This window comes from Arthrobacter sp. NicSoilC5 (genome assembly GCF_019977395.1).
Classification (GTDB): domain Bacteria; phylum Actinomycetota; class Actinomycetes; order Actinomycetales; family Micrococcaceae; genus Arthrobacter.
Genome location: NZ_AP024660.1, coordinates 3,312,578 through 3,332,539, shown reverse-complemented (window position 1 = coordinate 3,332,539; position 19,962 = coordinate 3,312,578). Strand labels below are relative to the sequence as shown.

General features: G+C 65.4%; 18 protein-coding genes. 4 read left to right on the top strand and 14 right to left on the bottom strand.

What is annotated here, in order from left to right; all coding sequences use genetic code 11:
- Together LDO22_RS15635 and LDO22_RS15630 are read right to left on the bottom strand one after the other, a co-directional pair.
- Positions 1 to 891 (bottom strand): amidohydrolase family protein, encoded by an 891-nt coding sequence (locus LDO22_RS15635; RefSeq protein WP_224024402.1) that lies wholly within the window; start codon positions 889 to 891, stop codon positions 1 to 3.
- A 2-nt stretch (positions 892 to 893) separates the two neighbouring features.
- Positions 894 to 1,835, bottom strand: a complete 942-nt coding sequence (locus tag LDO22_RS15630; RefSeq protein WP_224024400.1) for an SDR family NAD(P)-dependent oxidoreductase — start codon at positions 1,833 to 1,835, stop codon at positions 894 to 896.
- Between the two features lie 130 nt (positions 1,836 to 1,965).
- On the opposite strand from LDO22_RS15630, the gene LDO22_RS15625 reads away from it, so the two are divergent.
- Positions 1,966 to 2,433 carry a MarR family winged helix-turn-helix transcriptional regulator gene (locus LDO22_RS15625; protein WP_224027260.1) on the top strand — a complete coding sequence of 156 codons (468 nt, stop codon included), beginning with the start codon at positions 1,966 to 1,968 and terminating at the stop codon, positions 2,431 to 2,433.
- Between the two features lie 2,062 nt (positions 2,434 to 4,495).
- Here the strand turns inward: LDO22_RS15625 and LDO22_RS15615 are convergent.
- Positions 4,496 to 4,729: a hypothetical protein gene (locus LDO22_RS15615; protein ID WP_224024397.1), complete on the bottom strand. Its 234-nt coding sequence runs from the start codon at positions 4,727 to 4,729 to the stop codon at positions 4,496 to 4,498.
- A gap of 489 nt (positions 4,730 to 5,218) precedes the next feature.
- Between LDO22_RS15615 and LDO22_RS15610 the strand changes: the two genes are divergently transcribed.
- Complete coding sequence (locus tag LDO22_RS15610) at positions 5,219 to 5,782, top strand: hypothetical protein (protein ID WP_224024395.1); 564 nt, start codon at positions 5,219 to 5,221, stop codon at positions 5,780 to 5,782.
- 221 nt (positions 5,783 to 6,003) lie between these two features.
- Here LDO22_RS15610 and LDO22_RS15605 read toward each other — a convergent pair whose 3' ends face one another.
- From LDO22_RS15605 to LDO22_RS15590, 4 genes are all read right to left on the bottom strand, one after another.
- On the bottom strand, positions 6,004 to 6,825 hold the full coding sequence (locus LDO22_RS15605; protein WP_224024393.1) for a class I SAM-dependent methyltransferase: 822 nt from the start codon (positions 6,823 to 6,825) through the stop codon (positions 6,004 to 6,006).
- Positions 6,826 to 6,995: 170 nt separating this feature from the next.
- Positions 6,996 to 7,463 carry a DUF3237 domain-containing protein gene (locus LDO22_RS15600; protein ID WP_224024391.1) on the bottom strand — a complete coding sequence of 156 codons (468 nt, stop codon included), beginning with the start codon at positions 7,461 to 7,463 and terminating at the stop codon, positions 6,996 to 6,998.
- A complete protein-coding gene (locus LDO22_RS15595; RefSeq protein ID WP_224024389.1) occupies positions 7,460 to 9,205 on the bottom strand; it encodes a CocE/NonD family hydrolase in 1,746 nt (581 codons plus the stop codon). The genes LDO22_RS15600 and LDO22_RS15595 overlap by 4 nt, the downstream gene beginning before the upstream one ends.
- Before the next feature lie 38 nt (positions 9,206 to 9,243).
- Positions 9,244 to 10,611: an MFS transporter gene (locus LDO22_RS15590; RefSeq protein WP_224024387.1), complete on the bottom strand. Its 1,368-nt coding sequence runs from the start codon at positions 10,609 to 10,611 to the stop codon at positions 9,244 to 9,246.
- A gap of 170 nt (positions 10,612 to 10,781) precedes the next feature.
- Between LDO22_RS15590 and LDO22_RS15585 the strand changes: the two genes are divergently transcribed.
- The gene (locus LDO22_RS15585) at positions 10,782 to 11,717 is read left to right on the top strand and encodes a PaaX family transcriptional regulator C-terminal domain-containing protein (protein WP_224024385.1); all 936 of its coding nucleotides are present in this window, start codon (positions 10,782 to 10,784) and stop codon (positions 11,715 to 11,717) included.
- Between the two features lie 44 nt (positions 11,718 to 11,761).
- On the opposite strand, the gene manD is transcribed toward LDO22_RS15585, so the two are convergent.
- From manD to LDO22_RS15550, 7 genes are all read right to left on the bottom strand, one after another.
- The gene (manD, locus tag LDO22_RS15580) at positions 11,762 to 12,991 is read right to left on the bottom strand and encodes a D-mannonate dehydratase ManD (RefSeq protein WP_159633002.1); all 1,230 of its coding nucleotides are present in this window, start codon (positions 12,989 to 12,991) and stop codon (positions 11,762 to 11,764) included.
- A gap of 51 nt (positions 12,992 to 13,042) precedes the next feature.
- Positions 13,043 to 14,014 carry a sugar kinase gene (locus LDO22_RS15575; RefSeq protein ID WP_224024383.1) on the bottom strand — a complete coding sequence of 324 codons (972 nt, stop codon included), beginning with the start codon at positions 14,012 to 14,014 and terminating at the stop codon, positions 13,043 to 13,045.
- A complete protein-coding gene (locus LDO22_RS15570; RefSeq protein WP_224024381.1) occupies positions 14,011 to 14,688 on the bottom strand; it encodes a bifunctional 4-hydroxy-2-oxoglutarate aldolase/2-dehydro-3-deoxy-phosphogluconate aldolase in 678 nt (225 codons plus the stop codon). Before LDO22_RS15570 ends, LDO22_RS15575 begins: the two co-directional genes overlap by 4 nt.
- Before the next feature lie 5 nt (positions 14,689 to 14,693).
- Positions 14,694 to 15,842 (bottom strand): galactonate dehydratase, encoded by a 1,149-nt coding sequence (gene dgoD / locus LDO22_RS15565; RefSeq protein WP_159634063.1) that lies wholly within the window; start codon positions 15,840 to 15,842, stop codon positions 14,694 to 14,696.
- Positions 15,843 to 15,852: 10 nt separating this feature from the next.
- Positions 15,853 to 16,728, bottom strand: a complete 876-nt coding sequence (locus LDO22_RS15560; RefSeq protein ID WP_224024378.1) for a carbohydrate ABC transporter permease — start codon at positions 16,726 to 16,728, stop codon at positions 15,853 to 15,855.
- Positions 16,725 to 17,669 carry a sugar ABC transporter permease gene (locus LDO22_RS15555; RefSeq protein WP_224024376.1) on the bottom strand — a complete coding sequence of 315 codons (945 nt, stop codon included), beginning with the start codon at positions 17,667 to 17,669 and terminating at the stop codon, positions 16,725 to 16,727. The genes LDO22_RS15560 and LDO22_RS15555 overlap by 4 nt, the downstream gene beginning before the upstream one ends.
- Before the next feature lie 106 nt (positions 17,670 to 17,775).
- Positions 17,776 to 19,074 (bottom strand): sugar ABC transporter substrate-binding protein, encoded by a 1,299-nt coding sequence (locus LDO22_RS15550; RefSeq protein ID WP_159634072.1) that lies wholly within the window; start codon positions 19,072 to 19,074, stop codon positions 17,776 to 17,778.
- 137 nt (positions 19,075 to 19,211) lie between these two features.
- Here LDO22_RS15550 and LDO22_RS15545 point away from each other — a divergent pair, with 137 nt between their 5' ends.
- Complete coding sequence (locus LDO22_RS15545) at positions 19,212 to 19,961, top strand: FCD domain-containing protein (RefSeq protein ID WP_159634075.1); 750 nt, start codon at positions 19,212 to 19,214, stop codon at positions 19,959 to 19,961.
- Position 19,962 lies beyond the last annotated feature (1 nt).

Genomic DNA, 19,962 nt, shown 5'->3' with positions numbered 1-19,962 from the left:
TCAGGCCCCCAGCCCGAGCAGGCGGACCGCGTTGTCCTTGAGGATCTTGGGCCGTACCTCGTCCTTCAGCGGGAGGTCCGCGAAGGCGCCCAGCCACTTCTGCGGGGTGATCAGCGGGAAGTCGGTGCCGAACAGCACCTTGTCCTGGAGGTAGGAGTTGGAGGCCTTCACCAGCGATTCCGGGAAGTACTTGGGCGACCAGCCGGAGAGGTCGATGAACACGTTGGCCTTGTGGGTGGCGATGGAGTTGGCCTCGTCCTGCCAGGGCACGGACGGGTGGGCCATGATGATCTGCAGGCCCGGGAAGTCCGCGGCCACAGCGTCCAGCAGCAGGGGGTTGGAGTAGGCCAGCTTGATGCCGAAGCCGCCGGGAAGGCCCGCGCCCATCCCGTTTTGTCCGGTGTGGAAGATGGCGGGCAGGCCCAGTTCCTGGAGGGTTTCCCAGAGCGGGTAGAACCGCTCGCTGGAGGGGTCGAAGCCCTGAAGGGAGGGGTGGAACTTGAAGCCGCGGGCGCCGAGTTCGATGGCCTGGTGCTTGGCCCCGGCGATGGCGTCCTCGCCGGTTCGCGGGTCCACGCTGCCGAACGGGATCAGGACGTCATTGTTCCGGGCGGCGCCGGCGATGAGTTCGGGGATGCTGTTGGGCTCGTGCTTGAGCTGGGTGCGGGCGTCCACGGTGAAGACGACGGCGGCCATGTTCAGTTCGCGGTACACCTCGGCGATGCGGTCCAGGGACGGGGTGCGGTCCTCGGCCTTGAAGTACTTGGCCGAGGCTTCGGTCAGTTCCTCCGGCAGGGAGCCGTGGCCGCAGCTGTCCACCTCGAGGTGGACGTGCATGTCGATGGCATAGAGCTTTGCCGGGTCGATGCCCAGTTCGTAGCGGTCGGCCATGGTCAGCGGGCCTCGGCGGGCTGTGCGGGCTTCAGGTCCTCCGGCAGCGGGAGGAATTCCTCGCCGTAGCTCTGGAGCGTTTCGGCGGTGAACAGGTGGCCGGCGTTTTCCTGCAGCGCCTCGTAGCTCCAGCCGCCTTCGCGGTACTCGGTGGTGGCCGCTTCCGGGTGGGTCCAGACCTGCAGCCGGTCACCGCCGGCGCCGATGGCCTGGCCGGTGATGTTGGCTGCCTCGTCGGAGGCGAGGAAGGCAACCAGTCCGGAGACGTCGTCGGCCGTTCCAAAGCCAAGGTCGTGCCGGAAGAAGGACGGCATGACGTCGCCGCGCTCGTCCGCTTCCACGGCCTTCTGGAAGTAGGGCACGGTCTTGGTCATGGCAGTGGCGGCCACGGGGATGACGCTGTTGACCGTGACGCCGGCCTTCTTCATTTCCAGCGCCCAGGTGCGGACCATGCCCACGATGCCGGCCTTGGCGGCGGCGTAGTTGGTCTGGCCGAAGTTGCCGCGCTGGCCGGTGGGTGAACCGATGGTGATGATGCGGCCCCGGACGTTGTGTTCCTTGAAGTAGGCGTAGGCCTCGCGGACGCAGGTGAACGTGCCCTTGAGGTGGACGTTGATCACCAGGTCGAAGTCCTCGTCCGTCATTTTCAGCAGGGACTTGTCGCGGAGGATCCCGGCGTTGGTGACCAGGATGTCCAGGCCGCCGAAGGCGTCCACGGCGCCGGCCACCAGGGCCTTGGCTGCATCGGTGGTGCCCACCGGAACCACCACTGCGGTGGCGCGGCCGCCGTCGGCCTCGATCTGGGCGACGGCCTGCGCGGCCGTGTCGGCGTTCACGTCATTGATGACGACGGCGGCACCCTGGCGGGCGAGTTCCCTTGCGTAGGCAAGGCCGAGGCCCTGCCCGCTGCCGGTGACGATTGCAACCTTGCCGTTCAAGCTCATGGCCTGCTCCTTCGCATGCGCCGGCCGAAGCCGTTGGGGTGGTCCCACTGCGGTGTGAGATCCTTGTTGAAATCAATGAAATTACGGATCATTGAAAAAGTCAACGATTGTTTTTTACACCGGAGTTGTGATGGCCACCTTGGGCACCGAAGTTCAGACACCCCGCCTTGCGGCGGCCAGGATCGGCAGCGATGTGGGCCTGCTGCTCGCCAAGCTGCACGCCGCCGGCTCGGTGCTGAACAACAAGGCGTTGGCTGACTTCGGCCTGCGGGAACGCTCCTTCTCCATCCTGACGCTGGCGTGCAGCGGGCTCGAGCCCACGCAGCGGGAACTGGCGGACTTCCTCAGTCTGGACCCCAGCCAGGTGGTCACCCTTGTGGACGACCTGGAACGTCGCGGCCTGGTGGAACGGGCGCAGGGAAAGCAGGACCGGCGCGCCAAGATCATCGTCTCCACTGCCGAGGGGCGGAAGATGCACGCGAAGGCCCGCACCGCCATGGACGCCGCCGAGCTGAACCAGCTGGCCGTGCTGTCCGGGGAGGAGTCGCAGGAATTGAAGCGGCTGCTCCGCAAGGCACTGTGGGGCGCGGCGGAGTAGGCGGCGGCCTGGATTTCAGTTTCCAGGGAATGGACGTGCGGCGGCCCAGACGGGGACCGTCATTGGCTGCTCGGAGGTTGTCTCATAACTAATGGTGCGTACAGCGGGCTAAGCAAGTAGTTATGCGACATAGTTACGAGAATCATTTGGCTGCACGAGCTTGGGCAACTCCGCAAACCCATTCGGGGCCGGTGAGACGTCTCGCATCTCAAGCCTTACGAGACAATCCGGAGCGTTGCGGTTAAGGCACCTTGACCGTGCATTTCATCGTGCGGGGTAAACGTGCATGGGGGCCAGCAGCGGTTGTGAAAGAAGAACGCTTGCCCAGCTGCGCGGTAAACGACCGGCTTACGGGCAGGGTGGACGCACGAGGACAGCGCTCCGATGCAGGTACTAGCCTCTCGAAATCTCGGACGTTAGAAATCGGAAGTTAGCTGGGCTCCTCGTTCCTCAGAAATTGCAAGACCTCGTTAGGAGGCTCAGGGATCCGGCGGTCCATGGGAACGCCCACCCAAACGACCCCGTGTTGATCAGGACGGCTGGTGGCACGACCAATTGGCTCCGCCATGTTTATGGCCACATCACGGGCGAAACCCTCTATAGTGCCATCCGCGGCTTTTGAGTTAAATGCGAGCCGACGTCCCAGCACCACCACGGGGTCAATAGTTCGGCGATACACAACGCAGACTGTGGCCGGCCCGTCCTCCCAGTAACCGAGAAGATTCACCTCATTCGCCCAGTAGCGATCAATTTCCCGAACGATGTGCCCAGCTAAATCCATAGATCCATTGTGATCCTCGCCGGGTCGATAAGTACTGGCCGACCCCTGGTGTGCTTGTGCTTTATGAGACCGACCTGCTGCCCGCTAGAGGATCGGCTTACGGACGGCGCTTGTGTCCAGAGGAATGCCGTGAATTGGGCGGCCTATCGGGTTACTAGTTACTGCTGTAGGCTGCGGCCATGTCCGAGCCGGAGGGTAAGCGTCTTCAGCCGAGAATGACGCGTGGCAGTTGGCGTCTCTCTGCGTGGTCAGCAGGCCTGATGGTTCTTTGCTTCTCCGTCCTGGCAATCTGGAGGTCCACTGCCGCTAATAGGGACATCGCGGCACTATGGATCTACTCTGCAGTCGTCCTGGTCAACGCGACCTATTTCCTTTACCTTCTCCGAGTCCGTCGGAACGATGCCATTTTCTGGGACGATGAAGAAAGGCGGCGAGCAGAGTGGGATCGTCGTGGCAGGCGACTGTGAATCAGCCGGCGTTCCGGACTGAACGTGCGTCAGCATTCCACTGAAGGATCCTCTACCGGACGGCTTTAGCGTGGATGCTTAGCTTTCGAGTATGCGACGTTTGGCTGCGGAAAATTCCTCGGCGCTTAGGGCGCCCCTCGAATAGAGCTCTGCGAGAAGGGCAAGATCCGCTGCGACGGAGTGCGGTCCGGTGCTTCCATTCTTCACATGGCGCTTGCCAGCCCGGTCAGAAGCAGCAGTCGCAGCCTTCGTTCGGCCCTTTGTCAGCGCGTACAAGACAAGCATGATGGCACCGAGAACCGCTACGGCAATCCCAAGCGGCATGGACAAGTAGGAATGGAAGGCGGTCCCTATGATTGCGATGGCCACTCCCGCGCAAACCAAACCGACGCCAGATACCCAGCGGGCTGTCTCACGAAGAGGGTGCTTTCCTTTGAACTCAAACAAGTACCCGTCGGCAGGACTAGGAACCGCGTGCTCGTTCATCTGCTGAAGCCTAGCTTCAACCTAGATTGTTGAACATCCCGATTTTTCTGGGAGTCCCTATAGCCGTTCAGTGAAGTCTCGGTCACCGGGCAGTGGTGAACGCCGTGGAGCTCATGAGTGTTGGGCGGCCACCGAAACTTGCCCAAGCCACAATTATGGCAACCACGACTACTACCAGGACGAGAGCAGCAATGAGAATTCCGCGGGGTTTCATACCCGCAGCCTAAACGGCAATGCACCATATTGGGCGCGAGTCGCTTGCGGCGTCCCCCGTGACCCTGACGCTTGTCCCGTAGGTCGATCCCTCACCGGGACGGGGCAGAAGATTTCAGCCGGTAGTCGGCTCCTCGTCGTTGGCGACAGCCTCGATCCAATCCACAGCCTCGTCGGAAAGCTGGGGACCGTCTGCTGCTTCGCCAGCCCACCACTCAGAATCGGTCGTGCCACCCGTAACCGCCATGATGTTGGCAATTACATTCGGCGGCAACGGCTCGCCGTTGTGCTCGATGAGCCAGTCGCGTGTTTCCGCATCGACTAGAGGCCACCACTCCAGGATGTTCATCAACGCAGTATTGCACCGACGAAGTCGTGCGCACAGCTTCCCCGTTGGCGATGCCCCAGAGGTGTCCAGTTGGGGATCGGTCATCGTGCACGGTGCCTTCTACCTACCGGAGGATGTCGACCACTCATAGAGTGGCATCGAAGGGAGGAAGAACAATGGCGAAACGAAAATGGCACGACAACTGGGTGCTCTACCTGATTCCGCCGTCTCTTTTCGCCATGTTCTTGGTCTGGCTTATGAGGGACGTCTGGCACTGGTTCTGACGCCGCGCAGAACGTGGACAACCGTAACCAAAGGTTGGGCAGCGCCCGGCGTTTTTCTTCCCTGGGCAACGGCGATTGGGCATTCCTAACCGTACCTGGCATCGCCCACGAGCCGTCTCTTTTCCGGATGCCTGGAACGTTTAGATCGAGTGGTCACAGACAGTTCGCCTGCCGACGTGGTCGGTCAGTACTTCTCTTCGCTGTTGTTCTGTGATCAGGATGGGATATGAACCTTGATAAGGTCCTTGGCCGGAGCGATAGTCCCAGTGTGCTCGATGAAATCGTGGCCTTGAGAACGCACAGGTCCGCGCGGGCACAAGGTGTCAGGCAGTCCGGGCAGAGCAACTATCAGTTTGTCGCCGAGCTTGATGCGAATGCGCAAGAGTGGCATCTGATTGACGACCGCGGCAGGCGGTCATCGGCAGCGGGCACCTGGCTCTTACAGGATGGGGAGGCGTCGATGGAAATTGCATTTCCCCGCGGTATGCCGAAGCCGGTCCAGATGCTTTATCCGGAATCGCTGCTTATGTGGGGTCGGCGCAGTGAGAGCTTCTACCCGATGCTCCTTCAGGAGGTCGGCCGGCGGTCGCTGCTGATCACATTTGAGCATGTTGAAGACCCAGCTTTTCGGGCCACGGCTGTAGTTAATCGGTCCACAGGAATCATCGAGAAACTGGCCGTGCTGGGAGACATTACCATTCTGACTGAAGTGAAGACTGGAGTGCAGCTGGATCCAGGGATCAAGCCCGAGTTCCTGCCGATTACGGATTGGATCCGCCCCGATTACTGACTTGGTGTTGTTCTGTTGGCGGTGAGAGGCAGTCGGATGCGCCCGATGAGAGATCCCCTTACAGGACAGCAGCCCTACATGTGTCTCATAACCCAAGCGCCTCAAAACCCTAGGGTTTTGAGACACCGCACAAAGGCTGGAGCCCCGCAGCACACGGCTGCGAGTAAAGGCTGAAGGCCGGCGGAAGCTGTGCAACTGGGTGGCGGGGCTTGGCCCCTTAATCACGGCCGCGAGCACACGAACATGACCGTCCGGATGCGCCGCTCGGCGAGGTTGGTCACCTGGTTTGCTGTCATCTGCGCGAAGCTGTCGCCAAGGAAGGTCGCGAAGGTCACCGGTGGTGGCCCTTCCCGCTGGATTTTGGCACGCATGTGCTGGAACCAGAAAAGGCTTTCGTCCGAGGAGTCGAGCTCAGAGATAACGTCGAAACCTGCCGCAGGGAGGAGCCGGCGCATGTCCTCCAGGGTCGCGGGAAAGCTCGTTGAGGGGTCGGCGGCCCATGGCACCGGGTAGTGAACCTCGCCGCCTTCACCCTGCAGCACGTCGTAAACCACGAACCTGCCGCCGGGCCGCAGGACCCGGAAGGCCTCGGCATACAGCGCGTGCTTGTCCGGGATGTTCATCGCCACATGCACGGTCATTGCGGCATCCACAGACTCGTCCGGAAGGCCGGTGGCTGTGGCGTCCCCAACGTGGAAGCGGGTGCGGCCGGACAAGCCTGTCCACTCCGAAAGCGCCGTCGCTACCTGGCAGAACTCGGGTGTCAGGTCCACCCCGGTCACCGTGCACCCCGTCATCTCGGCGAGCGTCCGGGCGGGGCCGCCCAATCCGCTGCCGAGATCGAGCACTTGGGAATCTGCAGTAAGGCCGAGCGCTTCGATGATTTCCAGCGTCGCCCTGCGTCCACGGATATGGAATTCGTCGACAGCAGCGAGGTCGGCCGGCCGCAGCGCCGTACGGTCCACGCCGGCCGCATCCAGGGCAGAACTGATGGCCGCCAAAAGCTGACCGGGGCCGGTATAAAAGGCCGAAACCTCATTCATGGCGCCATCCTCACACCGGGTGACGGCGGGGTCAACGGGAAGCCGTTGCCAGGTGGCGTGTTTAGTCCACACGCATCTGCCTGCCATCCCCGCCGGGGTGCATTCGGGAAACCGCTGTGGGGCGCGGAGCAGGAATGGAGCCCGGGGACGACAACCCTTCCGTAACGGCGTCAGCGGACGATGAAGACGGCGATCCTCACTGCGTCCTGGTACCGCTCGCCGGTACCGACGGCAACCACGTGGTTGAGCCACGACCATTCTTCGGACGCCGTGGAGAACCGGAGTGAACACCGGAAGTAGATGGCGGCCGGATCCACCGCTTCGCCACGGTTGAGCCTGGCGATGTCCGCCGCCGAGCCATGCCGCAAGGCGCTGTTGTGCACGTGGATCAATGCCCCGTCACTGGTTTCGAGCATATAGCGGGCGTCGAGCTCGGTCAGTTCCGGGCTGTGCAGGAGCTGGAAGTCGGCACCGCCGGGCAGCACTGTGCCGGTGAGCGAGGGCCCGGTTACGGTACCCCCGGTGATCGGCACAATCCTGCGGTGGCCGGTGGGGGCGGGCCCGGCGTCGATGGGCGCCTGCACGTTGACGCTGAGCTGGGCGAGGAACTCCAGCGGCGGCGGGGCGGGCGTCCTCACAGGATCCCCACCGTCAGGCGGCTGGGGAAGGCGGCGCCCACGTGGATCCGCTGGTTGGCGGTGACAGCCGCCCCCGAGTCATAGGCCAGCATGCCGGTATTGAGGTTCCGGTCCCAGCGCGGATGGCAGCTGGAGGTGACCTGCACGCGCAGCCGCTCCCCCGGCGCAAAGGTCAGCGCCGTCTCCCAGAGGGAGATGGTGTACTCGTAGACCCGGTCCGGCTCGATGGGGGACGGCGGGCACCCCTCCTTGAACAGCCCGGTTTCCGCATAGGCGTCGCGCCAGGACGCCCGGACAATCCCGTCGGCAATGCCCAGAGAGACCCCGTCCGCCGACACCCTGCAGAGCCGGACCACCCAGTCCGTGTCCACGGCGCTGGATGAGGCGAACAGGGTGCCGGTGACAGCGCCGAAAATGGTCGTGGCCTCGGTGAAGGGCCCGGTGGTGAAGACGGCGACGTCGGCCCGCGCCTCCACGGCGTCCTGCCGTGCCGGGCCCGCGGGGAACGCGCCGGCCAGCATGGTGGCACCGCCGGTGGTGGGTACCGGATCAAGCGGATCGTAGGCGTACCCCACGGTTCCGTCCGCGCCCGCCTGGTCCAGCAAATCCCCCTCAGCGGCAAGGAACCACGACCTCTGCCGCGAAGGGGCCGGCAGGTCATCGAAGCCACGCCACCGGTTCTCGCCCAGGAAGTACAGCAGCACCTTGGGGACCGCGGCAATGGCCTCTCCGTCCCCCTTAAGGACCTCGTCGAACCACGCGGTGTGGAGGGACGACAGATCTCCGCGGCCATCGACGATGCCGGCGGAAGCGGCCGCCCCGAAGTGGATGTCCGCGTAGCCGCCGGAGAGGTTGGTGTGCGTCCAGGGCCCCAGGATGAGGCGCGGCTCGATGCCGCGGCGGGTACGGCTGAGGGCCGCCTGGCGGCGGTACTGGTCCAGGGTGTTGGGGGCGAAGATGTCGAACCAGCCGCCGATGTGCAGGGTTGGCAGCGGCACGGCAACGTCGGAGGCGGAATCCCACAGCCGGCAGAACTCACTTCCGGGGCCCTCGCCCGCGGACGGCGCCACCTCGTTGCGCACGAAAGTGCCGAGCCGGGGTTCCAGGTCCCGCAGCGGCAGGACGCGGTAGCAGGAGCCGTCGGCAAAGCCGGCGTCCAGGGCCAGCCATTCCTGGAGCTCCTTGGCGCGCCGCTCGGGATCGTCACGGTGTTCACGCATGAGCTCATTCAGGGAAATCGAGCCGTGACCCCAGGCAAGGCGGCTGCCCAGCTCGTGGGCACCGCCCCGGTACAGGGCGCCGTTGTTGGCATTGCCGCCCGCCGAGACACCCGGAGCCAGGGCCTGCAGCCCGGCCGGGGCGTACCGGGCGGCACGCCACTGGGTTTCCGCGAAGTAGGACCGGCCCCACATGCCCACGCGGCCGTTGGACCATGGAAGGCGGGCGGCCCACTCCACTGTCGCGGCGCCGTCGGACGCTTCATTGACCGAAGGCTCAAACCTGCCATCGGAGCCGAACCTGCCGCGGCAGTCCTGCATCACCACCACATACCCGGCCGCCGCAACGGTCACAGGATTGAAGTACGCCGAGTTGACCGCCAGGTCCCGCCCATAGGGAGTGCGCGTGAGCAGCACCGGGAAGGTGCTGCCCGGCGCGTCCGGCCGGTAAACGGTGGACCGGAGGATGGTTCCGTCGGTCATGGTTGCTTCAACATCGCCGTCGACGACGACCGGGTAGCGCACGTGCGTGCCTTTCGTTTGGGTATGGGCTGGGTTGTCGCTCAGGCGGCCTGGACGGGCCGCTTGCCGAGGTCTTCGGTCCTGGTCCGGTAGGTCTCCTTGACCCACACGGCGGTCACGACGGCGGAGACCAGGCAGCAGGCGGCCGTGAAGACGGCAACGGGCAACCAGCCGTCAGGGCCGGGCTGGACGATGGCGGCGGCAATGGCGGGGGCGAAACCGGTGACGACGAGCCCCAGCTGGGAGGCAGTGGCTGCTCCGGTGTAGCGGATCCTGGTCTCGAACATTTCCGCGGTCATGGAAGGGCCGAGCGGGTTGACCATGCCGTAGCCGACGGTCATGAAGAGGATGGCCGTGGCGAAGATCAGCGGGATGGAGCCCGCGCTGATCGACCAGAAGAAGGCAAAGACTGCCCCTGCGCAGACGATGTTGCCGGTAATGAACACCGGCTTGCGTCCGATCCGGTCCGCCAGGATGCCGGCGTACGGCTGGACGATGATGCCCAGGGCCGCGGTGACGATGGTGACCGTGAGCATGATGGCCGCGGGAACCCCGAGCTTGCCGGCGTAGGCCAGCCCGAAGGCCGCGAACACCGAGGAAACCACGCTCCACAGGCCGAAGAGGATCACCTTCAGGATCGTGGCCCAGTGGTCGCGCAGGACCACCTTGATGGGCAGTTCGTGCTTGTGGTCCTCCTCCTTGGCGGCCTCGAACACTTCCGATTCCGGGAGGCGGAGACGGATGTACAGACCCACCGCGACCACCAGGATGCTGGCAAGGAACGGCAGGCGCCATCCCCACGCGAGCAGGTCGTCCTGCGGCAGGAGCGAAACACCAAGGAATGCCAGCGACGCCAGCATGATGCCTGCCACCGCTCCGGTGTTGACCCAGCTGGCGTAGAAGGCCCGCTTGTGGGTGGGGGCGTGTTCCATGGTCATGGTGACGGCACCGACTGATTCGCCGGCGGCCGAGGCTCCCTGCAGCGCGCGCAGGAGGACCAGCAGGACCGGCGCGGCGGCACCGATGGCGGACACCGGAGGAAGGCAGCCGATCAGGAACGTGGCCACTCCCATGAGGACCAGCGTCAGGACCAGCATCTGCCGGCGCCCGATCCGGTCGCCGAAGTGGCCAATCACGCCGGCAGCCAGGGGCCGCACCACGTAGCCGATACCAATGGTGGCCATGGAAAGGACCATGCCGAGGGCGGGGTCGATGCCCGGGAAGAAGATCTTGTTGAAGATCAGTGCCGAGGCTGAGCCGTAGATGAAGAAGTCGTAGTACTCGAGGGTGCTGCCGATGAAGCTGGCGACTGCTGCCCGGCGGGCATTCTGCGTGCCCTGTTCGGTGGATACGGGAACTGATATGGCGTCCGGGGACAACGGCGTCACCGGACTGGGACCTGCGGTCATTGCGGATCTCCTGGAAATGATGGGTTAGCAGGCGCCTGCTGGGGGACTGTCGTGCCGGCGCACTGTTGTGGGCCGGATCACTAATTCAATGCTATGCGTACTTTGAGACGACCGTCAATAAAACTGCAAAACATTCTGTGTCCTGCGCAGCAGGCCTGAGAAGATGGACCGTGACCTCAGAGCCCCATACCTCCCCCGGCCATCCCGCCAACGCCCGGATTGCCGCCGAACAGGTCAATTTCCCCCGGCCCCTGAAGGGGTCCGCGTCCCAGCACCTCGTGGTGACAATGCTTGCGGACTACTGGCGGGGCTCCGCCGCGTGGCTGCCGTCCCGGCTGATTGTGGCGCTGGCTGGCTCCCTTGGCCTCAGTTCCTCTGCAGCCTCAACTGCGTTGAGCCGCCTGGCCGGGCGCGACGTTCTTGAACAGTCGAATGCCGGGCGTACGTCCCGCTACCGGTTCACACCGGAAGCGAAGGCCCGCCTGGACATCGGCGTGGGCCAAATCGGCGGCTTCGGTTCCCAGGAGCGCCGGTGGGACGGGATGTGGACCGTGGTGGCGTTCACCGTTCCGGAGAGCTCCCGGGAAATGCGCGACCTGCTGCGCAGCCGGCTCAAGTGGCTGGGCTTCGCTCCCCTGTATGGAGCCGTGTGGGTTTCGGCATGGGACACGGCTGACGAATTGGAGGACTCCTGCCGGCACCTGGGAGTGGAAAACTACGCCATCTTCCGCACGCCCGAGGCGGAATTGCGCGGCCGGCCTTTGATTGAGGCGTGGGACCTGGAGGACTTGCGGCGGCAGTACACGCCGTTCATCGACAGGTACGGCCGGAAGGCCCGGACCCTCGACCCGCAACGGCTGAGCGGCGCCGAGGCGTTCAAGCTGCGGACCGAGGTCATCGATGCTTGGCGGGCGTTCCCGTGGGAGGACCCCGGATTGCCGCCGGAACTCCTGCCCCGTGAATTTCCGCTGTTCGAGGCCCGACGGATCTTTGTCACCCTCTACAACTCACTGGCGGACGCTGCCGCCGCGTATGTGGAGGAAACCGCCGTCCGGCTCGCGCCTGATCTCGCCGGCGAAATCCGGGCGTTCCGGGTCAAGGCTTAGGACACCGGGCCCGGAGCCCCTGACCCGCCGCGGCACGACCGGTATTACCAGTCGTGGACAGTGCCGTCGACCAGGCGGTTGTAGGGCAGGTAGGCCTGCTGGTAGGGGTAGGCTGCGGCGGCTTCTTCGTTGAATTCGACGCCGATGCCCGGCTTGTCGCCCGGGTGCAGGTAGCCATCCACGAAGGTCATGGACTGCTCGAAGACCTCGTTGGTCTTATCCGAGTGCTGCATGTACTCCTGGATCCCGTAGTTATGGATCGCCAGGCCCACGTGCAGCTGTGCCGCGAACCCCACCGGGGAAATGTCCGTCGGTCCGTGGAACCCGGACTTGATCTGGTACTGCGCGGCGAAATCCATCACCTTCTTCAGCGGCGATATTCCGCCGAAGTGCGTGGACGCGGCCCGGACGTAGTCGATCAGCTGTTCCTTGATCAGCGTCTGGTAATCCCACACGGTATTGAAAATCTCCCCGATCGCCAACGGCGTGGTGGTGTGCTGCCGCACCAGGCGCAACCCCTCCTGGTTCTCCGCCGGGGTGCAGTCCTCCAACCAGAACAAGTCATACGGCTCCAGCGCCTTGCCCAGCTTCGCGGCCTGGATCGGCGTCATCCGGTGATGCCCGTCATGCAGCAGCGGGATCTCCGGACCAAACTCGTTCCGCACCGCTTCAAAGACGGTGGGCAGGTGCCGTAAGTACGCGCGGGTGTCCCAGTCCTCCTCCACCGGGAACGCACCCCGCCCGGCCGGTTCGTAGTCATACCGCTCCCCCGACGCCTGCGCCTGCGCGGCAACACCATAAACTGCCTTGATGCCCGGCACTGCGGTCTGGATGCGGATCGACTTGTACCCGAGCTCGAGGTGTTCGCGGACCGAGTCGAACAGGGACTCGATATCGGACCCCGAGGCGTGCCCGTACGCCCGCAGCCCGTTCCGGGACGCACCACCGAGGAGCTGGTAGACCGGCATCCCGGCGAGCTTGCCCTTGATATCCCACAACGCCATGTCCACGGCAGCGATGGCAGCCATGGTCACGGGGCCGCGCCGCCAGTACGAAGACCGGTACAGGAACTGCCAGGTGTCCTCGATCCGGTGCGGGTCCTTGCCGATCAGCAGCTGCGCGACGTGCTCCTTCAGATACGCGGCGACCGCGAGCTCGCGGCCGTTCAGCGTGGCATCGCCAATACCTGTCACACCATCCTCGGTGGTGATCCGGAGGGTCACAAAGTTCCGGGAAGGGCTGGTAACGAACACATCGGCGGCAACGATTTTCATGGCTGGCTTTCGGGTCGGGTTTCTGAAGGTCTGGAATGTCAAGGGCTGGAGTCAGCGCACGGTGCTGCCCCGGGCGGCATCAAGCAGGGCAAGCTCCTCGCGACGGGGCAGCCCTTCCCAGTCGCCTCGCGTGCTGACGGCGAAGGCGCCTGCCAGGATGCCGTGGTGCAGGCGGCCGGCGGTATCGACGCCGTCGAGCCGCGCGGATAGGTAGCCGGCGGTGAAGGCGTCTCCGGCCCCAACAGTGTCCACGCAGGTCACGGCGAGGGCCGGTGCTTCCAGGCGTCCTTCAGCGGTATAGACGGCGGCGCCTGCTGCGCCGCGCTTCACCACCACTTCGCTGACTCCGGCGTCGAGCAGCCGGGCCGCCTCGGAAGCTTCGTCCGTAGCAGTCCCTGCCGCCCCGCTCCCCGCTTGGGGTGGGGCAATCAGGTCCAGTTCGTCGTCGGACGCGATGACAATGGTGGCGTGCCGCGCCAAGGGGCCGAGCACCGCCCTCGCCTGGTCCCGGGACCAAAGCTTGCTGCGGTAGTTCACGTCGAGGCTGACCACTACACCATCACCGGCCGCCCGTTCCGCGGCGTATTCCACGGCGTCCCGGGCTTCCGTGCTGAGCGCTGCGGTGATGCCGGTCAGGTGCAGGATCCGGGCGCCGCCATCCAGCGCGGCGGACACGTGCGCACGCGAGATGGTGGACCCCGCGGACCCTGCGCGGTAGTAGAAGGCCCGGCTGAGGTCTGCGGTGCGCTGCTCCAGGAACATCACCCCAGTGCTCCGCTCCGGGTGGACGCTGTGGTGCAACTGGATACCCTCGCCCCGGAGCTGCTTCAGGATGAACTCGCCGTGCGGGTCCGCCCCCACGGACCCGGCCCAGGCCGCCGTGTGGCCAAGGCGGGCAACGCCGATGGCGACGTTCGATTCCGCCCCGGCCACCTGCATGTTCAGGGTCCCGCCGGAGGCCAGCGGGCCGGTGGACCGGAGCGAGACCATGGACTCGCCGAAGGTCAGCAGGTCCACCGTCACGAAGGAGTCCCGGTACGGGCCGCGAATTCGGAAGCGAGGCCCAGGAAACGGCGGGCGCGGTCCCGCATGTCCGAAAGGTCGCCGCCCGAGGCCGCCGTGCCAAAGAGCGGACCACCGAGGCCGACGGCGATGGCCCCGGCTTCCCAGTACCCGGCGGCTTCGTCCAGGCCCACGCCGCCGACGGCGATGAAGGGGATGTCCGGGAAGGGATCGCGGACGGCCTTCAGGTAGCCGGGACCGCCGATGGAGGCGGGGAACAGTTTGATGGCGGTGGCGCCGCGTTCCATCGCCTCATAGGCCTCGCTGGGCGTCAGCGCCCCGGCAAGGACGGGGATGCCGGCGTTGGCGGCCTCGCTGATCGAGGGGGCCAGGGAGGGGGTGACGATGAACTGGCCGCCCGCTGCGGTGACGTGTTCGACGTCGGCCTGGCTGAGGACGGTGCCGGCGCCCACCAGGCAGCCGGCCGGGGCAGCCGCGCGGACTTCCCGGATGGCCTCCAGCGCGTTGGGCGTGGTGAGGGCGATCTCCACGTACTGGAATCCCTCCTCCATGGCGGCCAGCGCGGCCTTGGCGGCAGCACCGCCGTCGTTCCCGCGGACGATGCCGACGAGGCGCGCCTGCCGGATGCCGGCCAACAATTCGGCTGGCGTAACAGCTGCATTTTGCGATGTCATGGGGTTCACCATTCTGCGAAGGATCCGTCGGGGTGGCGCCACACCGGTCCGCGCCAGGCGTGGCCGCGCTTGTCCGCTGCCCGCACCACGGCCTCATCAATTTCGACGCCCAGTCCGGGCCCGGTGAGCCGCTCGATGTGGCCATCGACGAACTTGAACGGCGTCTTGTCCACCACGTAGTCCAGGACTTCGGCGCCCTGGTTGTAGTGGATCCCGATGCTCTGTTCCTGGATGAGGAAGTTGGGCGTGGCGAAGCCCACCTGCAGGCAGGCAGCGAGCGCCAGGGGGCCCAGCGGGCAGTGCGGCGCCAGCTGGACCTCGTACACCTCGGCCAGCGCGGCGATCTTGCGGACCTCCGTGATCCCGCCGGCGTGCGACAGGTCCGGCTGCGCCACCGCGATGCCCGCCTGCAGCGCGGGCAGGAATTCCTGCCGGCTGTAGAGCCGCTCCCCCGTGGACACCGGGGTGGTGGTGGAGGAGGTGAATTCGCGCAGCAGGTGGGTGTTTTCCGGGACCACCGGCTCCTCGAGGAAGAAGGGCCGGAACGGCTCCAGCAGGGGCGCCACCCGCCTGGCGTTGGCCAGGCTGAAGCGGCCGTGGAAATCGACGGCGACGTCCCGGTGGTCGCCCAGCACCTGACGGGCCGCCGCGACACGGCGGATGACGCCGTCGATCTCGGCGACTGACGCCACCGGGCTCATCCGGCCACTGGCGTTCATTTTGACGGCGGTGAGGCCTACCTCCAGCTGGGCGCTGATCTGGTCAGCCACCTCGTTGGGTTCGTCGCCTCCCACCCAGCCGTACATCCGGATCCGGTCGCGGACGTGGCCGCCCAGCAGCTGGTGCACTGGAGTGTTGAAGTGCTTGCCGGCGATGTCCCACAGCGCCTGGTCCAGACCGGACACGGCGCTGGCCAGGATGGGGCCGCCGCGGTAGAAGGACCCTTTGGTCATCACCTGCCAGTGGTCTTCGATCCGGAGGGCGTCCCTGCCGATGAGCAGCTCCGAGAGTTGCCCGACGGCGGCACGCACCGTTTCGCTGCGGCCCTCGCAGGTGGCCTCGCCCCACCCCACAATGCCGCTGTCGGTTTCGATCCGGACAAAGAGCCAGCGGGGGGCAACGAGGAATGTTTCGATCCGGCTGATGACGGTCACGCGGCGGTTCCTAACCCTTGGTGGCGCCGGCGGTCAGGCCGGAGACGATGTACTTCTGCGTGAAGAGCGCAATGATCATGATGGGGATGGTCACAACGGTGGCCGCGGCCATCAGCCCGCCCCAGTCGATGCTGGCGTAGGAGACGAAGTCGAAGATCGCCACAGGCAGGGTCTTGGTCTTGGCGCCGGAGAGCACCAGGGCGAACATGAAGTTGTTCCACGAGAAGATGAAGGACAGGATGCCGGCGGTGGCAATACCGGACACCGCCAGCGGAAGCGTGATCAGCCGGAACGCCCCGATCGGCGTGAGCCCGTCCACCTCGGCCGATTCCTCCAGTTCGAGGGGCAGCGAATCGAAGTAGCTCATCATGATGTAGACGATCAGCGGGAGCGCAACGAACATGTGGCTGAGGATCAGCACCTCGAACTTGCCCACCATGCGCAGGTTGGAGAAGACGTAATACCAGGGCACCAGCAGGGAAACGCCCGGGATGACGCGGGCCATCAGGACCACCAGTGCGGAACGGTGCATGCTGAACCGGCTCATGGCGTAGGCAGCGGGGACGCCCAGGACGATCGAGAGCGCGGTGGAGACGAAGGCCACCCAGAAGCTGTTGACGATGAACACGAAGTAGTTGTTGCGCTGCAGCACGTTGGCGTAGTTCTCGAACGTGGGCGAGAACAGGAACGCCTTGCCGGTGTCGTAGATGTCAACGTTGGTCTTCAGCGACGCCAGGAGCATCCAGAACAGCGGTGCCAGCAGGAACAGCACCACCACAATCAGGGCCACCACCCGGAACACCTTGTAGGCACGGGTGCCCAGCGGCTTGCGCCGGCGCGGGGCCCGGTTGGTGGCGGTGGCGGCGGAATCTGTCATGACGGTCATTTGCTTACCGCTTTCTTGCGCATGGTGAGCAGCCACATGGAGCCGATGATGATCATGAAGAACAGGATCAGCACCGCCGAGGAGAGCCCGTACTGGTTGTAGTCGAAGCTCAGCCCGTAGGCGTAGACGTTCAGCGTCTCCACTTCGTGGAACGAGCCGCCGCCTTTGCCCTTGGTGGCGTAGAGGATGTCGAAGGTCTTCAGGGCATCGATGCCGCGCAGCAGGATGGCCACGATCACGGTGGGCATCATGAGGGGCAGGGTGATGTAGAAGAACCGCTGGAAGGCGTTGGCGCCGTCCACGCGGGCGGCCTCGTCCGGTTCATCGGACAGGGAGGTCAGGCCGGCCAGCAGGATCAGGACCACCATGGGGGTCCACTGCCAGACGTCCATGAAGATGGTGGTGCCCAGTGCGGTGTTCTGTCCGGACAGCCACGGCTGCGGCGGGATGCCCACCATGCCCAGGAGCTGGTTGACGAAGCCGATGTTGGGATCGAAGATCAGCCGCCACATCATGCCGACGGCCACGGGGGTGGCCACCAGCGGCAGCAGGATGGCCACGCGGACCCACTTTTCCCCGCGGAAGGGCCGCCACAGGAGCAGGGCCACGCCCATTCCGAGGACCACTTCGAAGGCCAGCGCGACGCCGGTGAAGGCAAGCGTGCGTCCCACGGCAGGCCAGAAACGCTCGAAATCACTGAGGACCGTGAGGTAGTTCTGCAGCCCGATGAATTCCGTGGCGGCCCGGACGGAGCCCTGGGAGTCGGTGAGGCTGAGGTACAGGGTCCAGGCCAGGGGGAAGATGATCAGGACGCCGACGAAGATCATGGCGGGCGCCGCGAAAAGCCACTTCCGGTGCCGGTTGGCCCAGGCGGAAAAGCTCCCCCCGGCACGGGCGGGGCCACCGGCCCGGCGGGTGCGGGCGCTGCGGGGTGGGTTCATTACAGACATGGTTCACCTAAGGAGTTTTGGGGGTGAAGTGGGCCGCGCCGGGACGGCATTGGGGGCCGTCCCGGCGGGCTGGTGCGGCGCATCCGCGCCCGGCGTCCTACTTCTTTTCGCTGTCCAGGAAGGTCTGGAAAGCGGTCTGGGCGTCGTTTGCCGCGGCGGCGGAGTCCGCGCCGGTGATGGTGGCAACGATCGGGGCGCCCACGATTTCGCGGGCCTTGCCTACCGTGACAACCTCGGGCCGGTCGTGGCCCACGCCGTTCTTGGCGCTGGCGGAGATCGCCTCAGCCAGGTCCTTGGGGTAGGTGGAGGTCCCGTCGGGGTTGGACCAGACGGAGGTACGCGGGCCCGGGACGCCGGCCTTCTGGGCGGCCAGGGTGCGCTCCTTGCTGGTGGCCCACTGGATGAACTTCCAGGCGTTTTCCTGGTTGCTGGAGTTCTGGTTCACGCCCAGGGCCCAGGAGGGGATGTTGTACGGCTTGGAACCGGCGGGGCCGGCGGGCAGCGGTGCGAACCCGACCTTGTCCGCCACCTTGGACTTGGCGGGGTCCGTGGCGTTCTTGTAGAGCGAGTCAGCCTCGGTGTAGAAGGCGGCGCCGCCCTGGGTGAAGATGGCCATGGCCTCGGGCCAGCTCATGTCCGTGCTGACGTTGGCGGGGCCGTAGTTCTTGATCAGGCCGCCGTAGTAGGCGTAGGCCTTCTTGGCTGCATCGGTGTTGACCGAGGCCTTGCCGCTGGAGTCCATGAAGTCGCCGCCGAAGCTGTACAGGAAGCTGGAGAACTGGGTGACGGCGGCGGACTTGCCGGTGCGGGCCACGAACCCTGCGGTCTCCGGGGAGGAAGCCTTGATGGCCTTGGCGGCCGCTTCCAGCTCGTCCATGGTCTTGGGCACCTGGAGTCCCGCGGCCTGCAGCAGGTCCTTGCGGTAGTACAGGACCTCGCGCTCGGTGATGATCGGCACGCCGACCACCTTGCCGTCAACGGTGGTGGCCTTGACCGGGCCCTCCTGGTAGTCCTTCCAGTCCCAGTTGGAGTCGGAGGAGACGTTCTTGGTCAGGTCCGCCAGGTAGCCGTTCTTGGCGAAGGCCTTGCCCTCCTGCAGCGGGCGGTACATCATGACGTCGATTTCGTCGCTGCCTGCGTTGAGCTTGACGTTGTACTGGTCCGAGAGCTGGTCTTCGCCCAGCTGGGTGAGTTCGACCTTCAGGCCGCTGGACTTCTCGAACTCCGGAATGGCGGCCTTGATGCCTTCGGTCCACACGTGGTTGGCGAGGGTGACGCGGACGGTGCCGGACTCCTTCGCCTGGTCGCTGCCGCCTCCGCCGCCGCTGCAGGCGGTGAGCCCCAGCGACATCGCCGCGGCCACGGCCGCGTACTTCACAATTGAACGCCGCTTCATTACGACTCCCTTTGCCTTTGGGCCCGCATCAGCGCGGGCTGGTTACAAACGCCTCGTTACGTCTGCTCTGTTCAGCGAGCATAGACAAATAAGGCAGACATATACAAGACCTTGCTATGCCCCCATATGATTTATTCATGACCATCCCAAAGGCGGCGTTGTCCCCTGACCTGCATTCATCGCTGGTCGAGAACCTGGGGCTCGCCATTGCCGAGGGAACGCTGGCACCGAACTCCATCCTGCGGCTGGATGAGCTGGAGGCGCAGCACAAGGTGTCCCGGTCCGTGATCCGGGAGGCCACCCGCGTCCTGTCGTCCATGGGGATGCTCGAGTCCCGCCGCCGCCTGGGCACGGTGGTCCAGCCCGAGGCGAGCTGGAACCTCTACGATCCGCAGGTGATCCGGTGGCGGCTGGCATCGGCCAAGCGGCTGGAGCAGCTGCGGGCCTTGAACGAACTGCGTGGCGCCATTGAGCCGCAGGCCGCGCGCCTGGCCGCTGAACGCGCATCCCTGGATGAGGCCAGCGACCTTGTCTCGATGGCAGCCCGGCTGTGGGCCGCGGGGCAGCGCGGGGACCAGGGGGAATTCCTGCGGCTCGATATCGACTTCCACGCCGCAGTCCTCAATGCCTCCGGCAACCTGATGTTTTCCCAGCTGCACAACCTGGTGGCGGAGGTGCTGGCCGGGCGGACCCAGCACGGCCTGATGCCGCATCTTCCGGACCACGAGGCGCTGCAGCTGCATGTTGATGTGGCCAGCGCGATCCAGCGCGGGGAGGCCGCTGCCGCGCACGCCGCCATGAGCAGGATCGTGGAGCAGTCCACCGAGGAAATGGGGGACATCTGGTCCAGCAGCCACGCGGCCGAAGAAACGCCAGGGCAGCCCTGAC

Coding starts and splice junctions, on each gene's coding strand:
- LDO22_RS15635 (WP_224024402.1), bottom strand. CDS start 891: ATGGCCGACCGCTACGAACTGGGCATCGACCCGGCAAAGCTCTATGCC.
- LDO22_RS15630 (WP_224024400.1), bottom strand. CDS start 1,835: ATGAGCTTGAACGGCAAGGTTGCAATCGTCACCGGCAGCGGGCAGGGC.
- LDO22_RS15625 (WP_224027260.1), top strand. CDS start 1,966: ATGGCCACCTTGGGCACCGAAGTTCAGACACCCCGCCTTGCGGCGGCC.
- LDO22_RS15615 (WP_224024397.1), bottom strand. CDS start 4,729: ATGAACATCCTGGAGTGGTGGCCTCTAGTCGATGCGGAAACACGCGAC.
- LDO22_RS15610 (WP_224024395.1), top strand. CDS start 5,219: ATGAACCTTGATAAGGTCCTTGGCCGGAGCGATAGTCCCAGTGTGCTC.
- LDO22_RS15605 (WP_224024393.1), bottom strand. CDS start 6,825: ATGAATGAGGTTTCGGCCTTTTATACCGGCCCCGGTCAGCTTTTGGCG.
- LDO22_RS15590 (WP_224024387.1), bottom strand. CDS start 10,611: ATGACCGCAGGTCCCAGTCCGGTGACGCCGTTGTCCCCGGACGCCATA.
- manD (WP_159633002.1), bottom strand. CDS start 12,991: ATGAAAATCGTTGCCGCCGATGTGTTCGTTACCAGCCCTTCCCGGAAC.
- LDO22_RS15570 (WP_224024381.1), bottom strand. CDS start 14,688: ATGACATCGCAAAATGCAGCTGTTACGCCAGCCGAATTGTTGGCCGGC.
- LDO22_RS15560 (WP_224024378.1), bottom strand. CDS start 16,728: ATGACCGTCATGACAGATTCCGCCGCCACCGCCACCAACCGGGCCCCG.
- LDO22_RS15555 (WP_224024376.1), bottom strand. CDS start 17,669: ATGAACCCACCCCGCAGCGCCCGCACCCGCCGGGCCGGTGGCCCCGCC.
- LDO22_RS15550 (WP_159634072.1), bottom strand. CDS start 19,074: ATGAAGCGGCGTTCAATTGTGAAGTACGCGGCCGTGGCCGCGGCGATG.
- LDO22_RS15545 (WP_159634075.1), top strand. CDS start 19,212: ATGACCATCCCAAAGGCGGCGTTGTCCCCTGACCTGCATTCATCGCTG.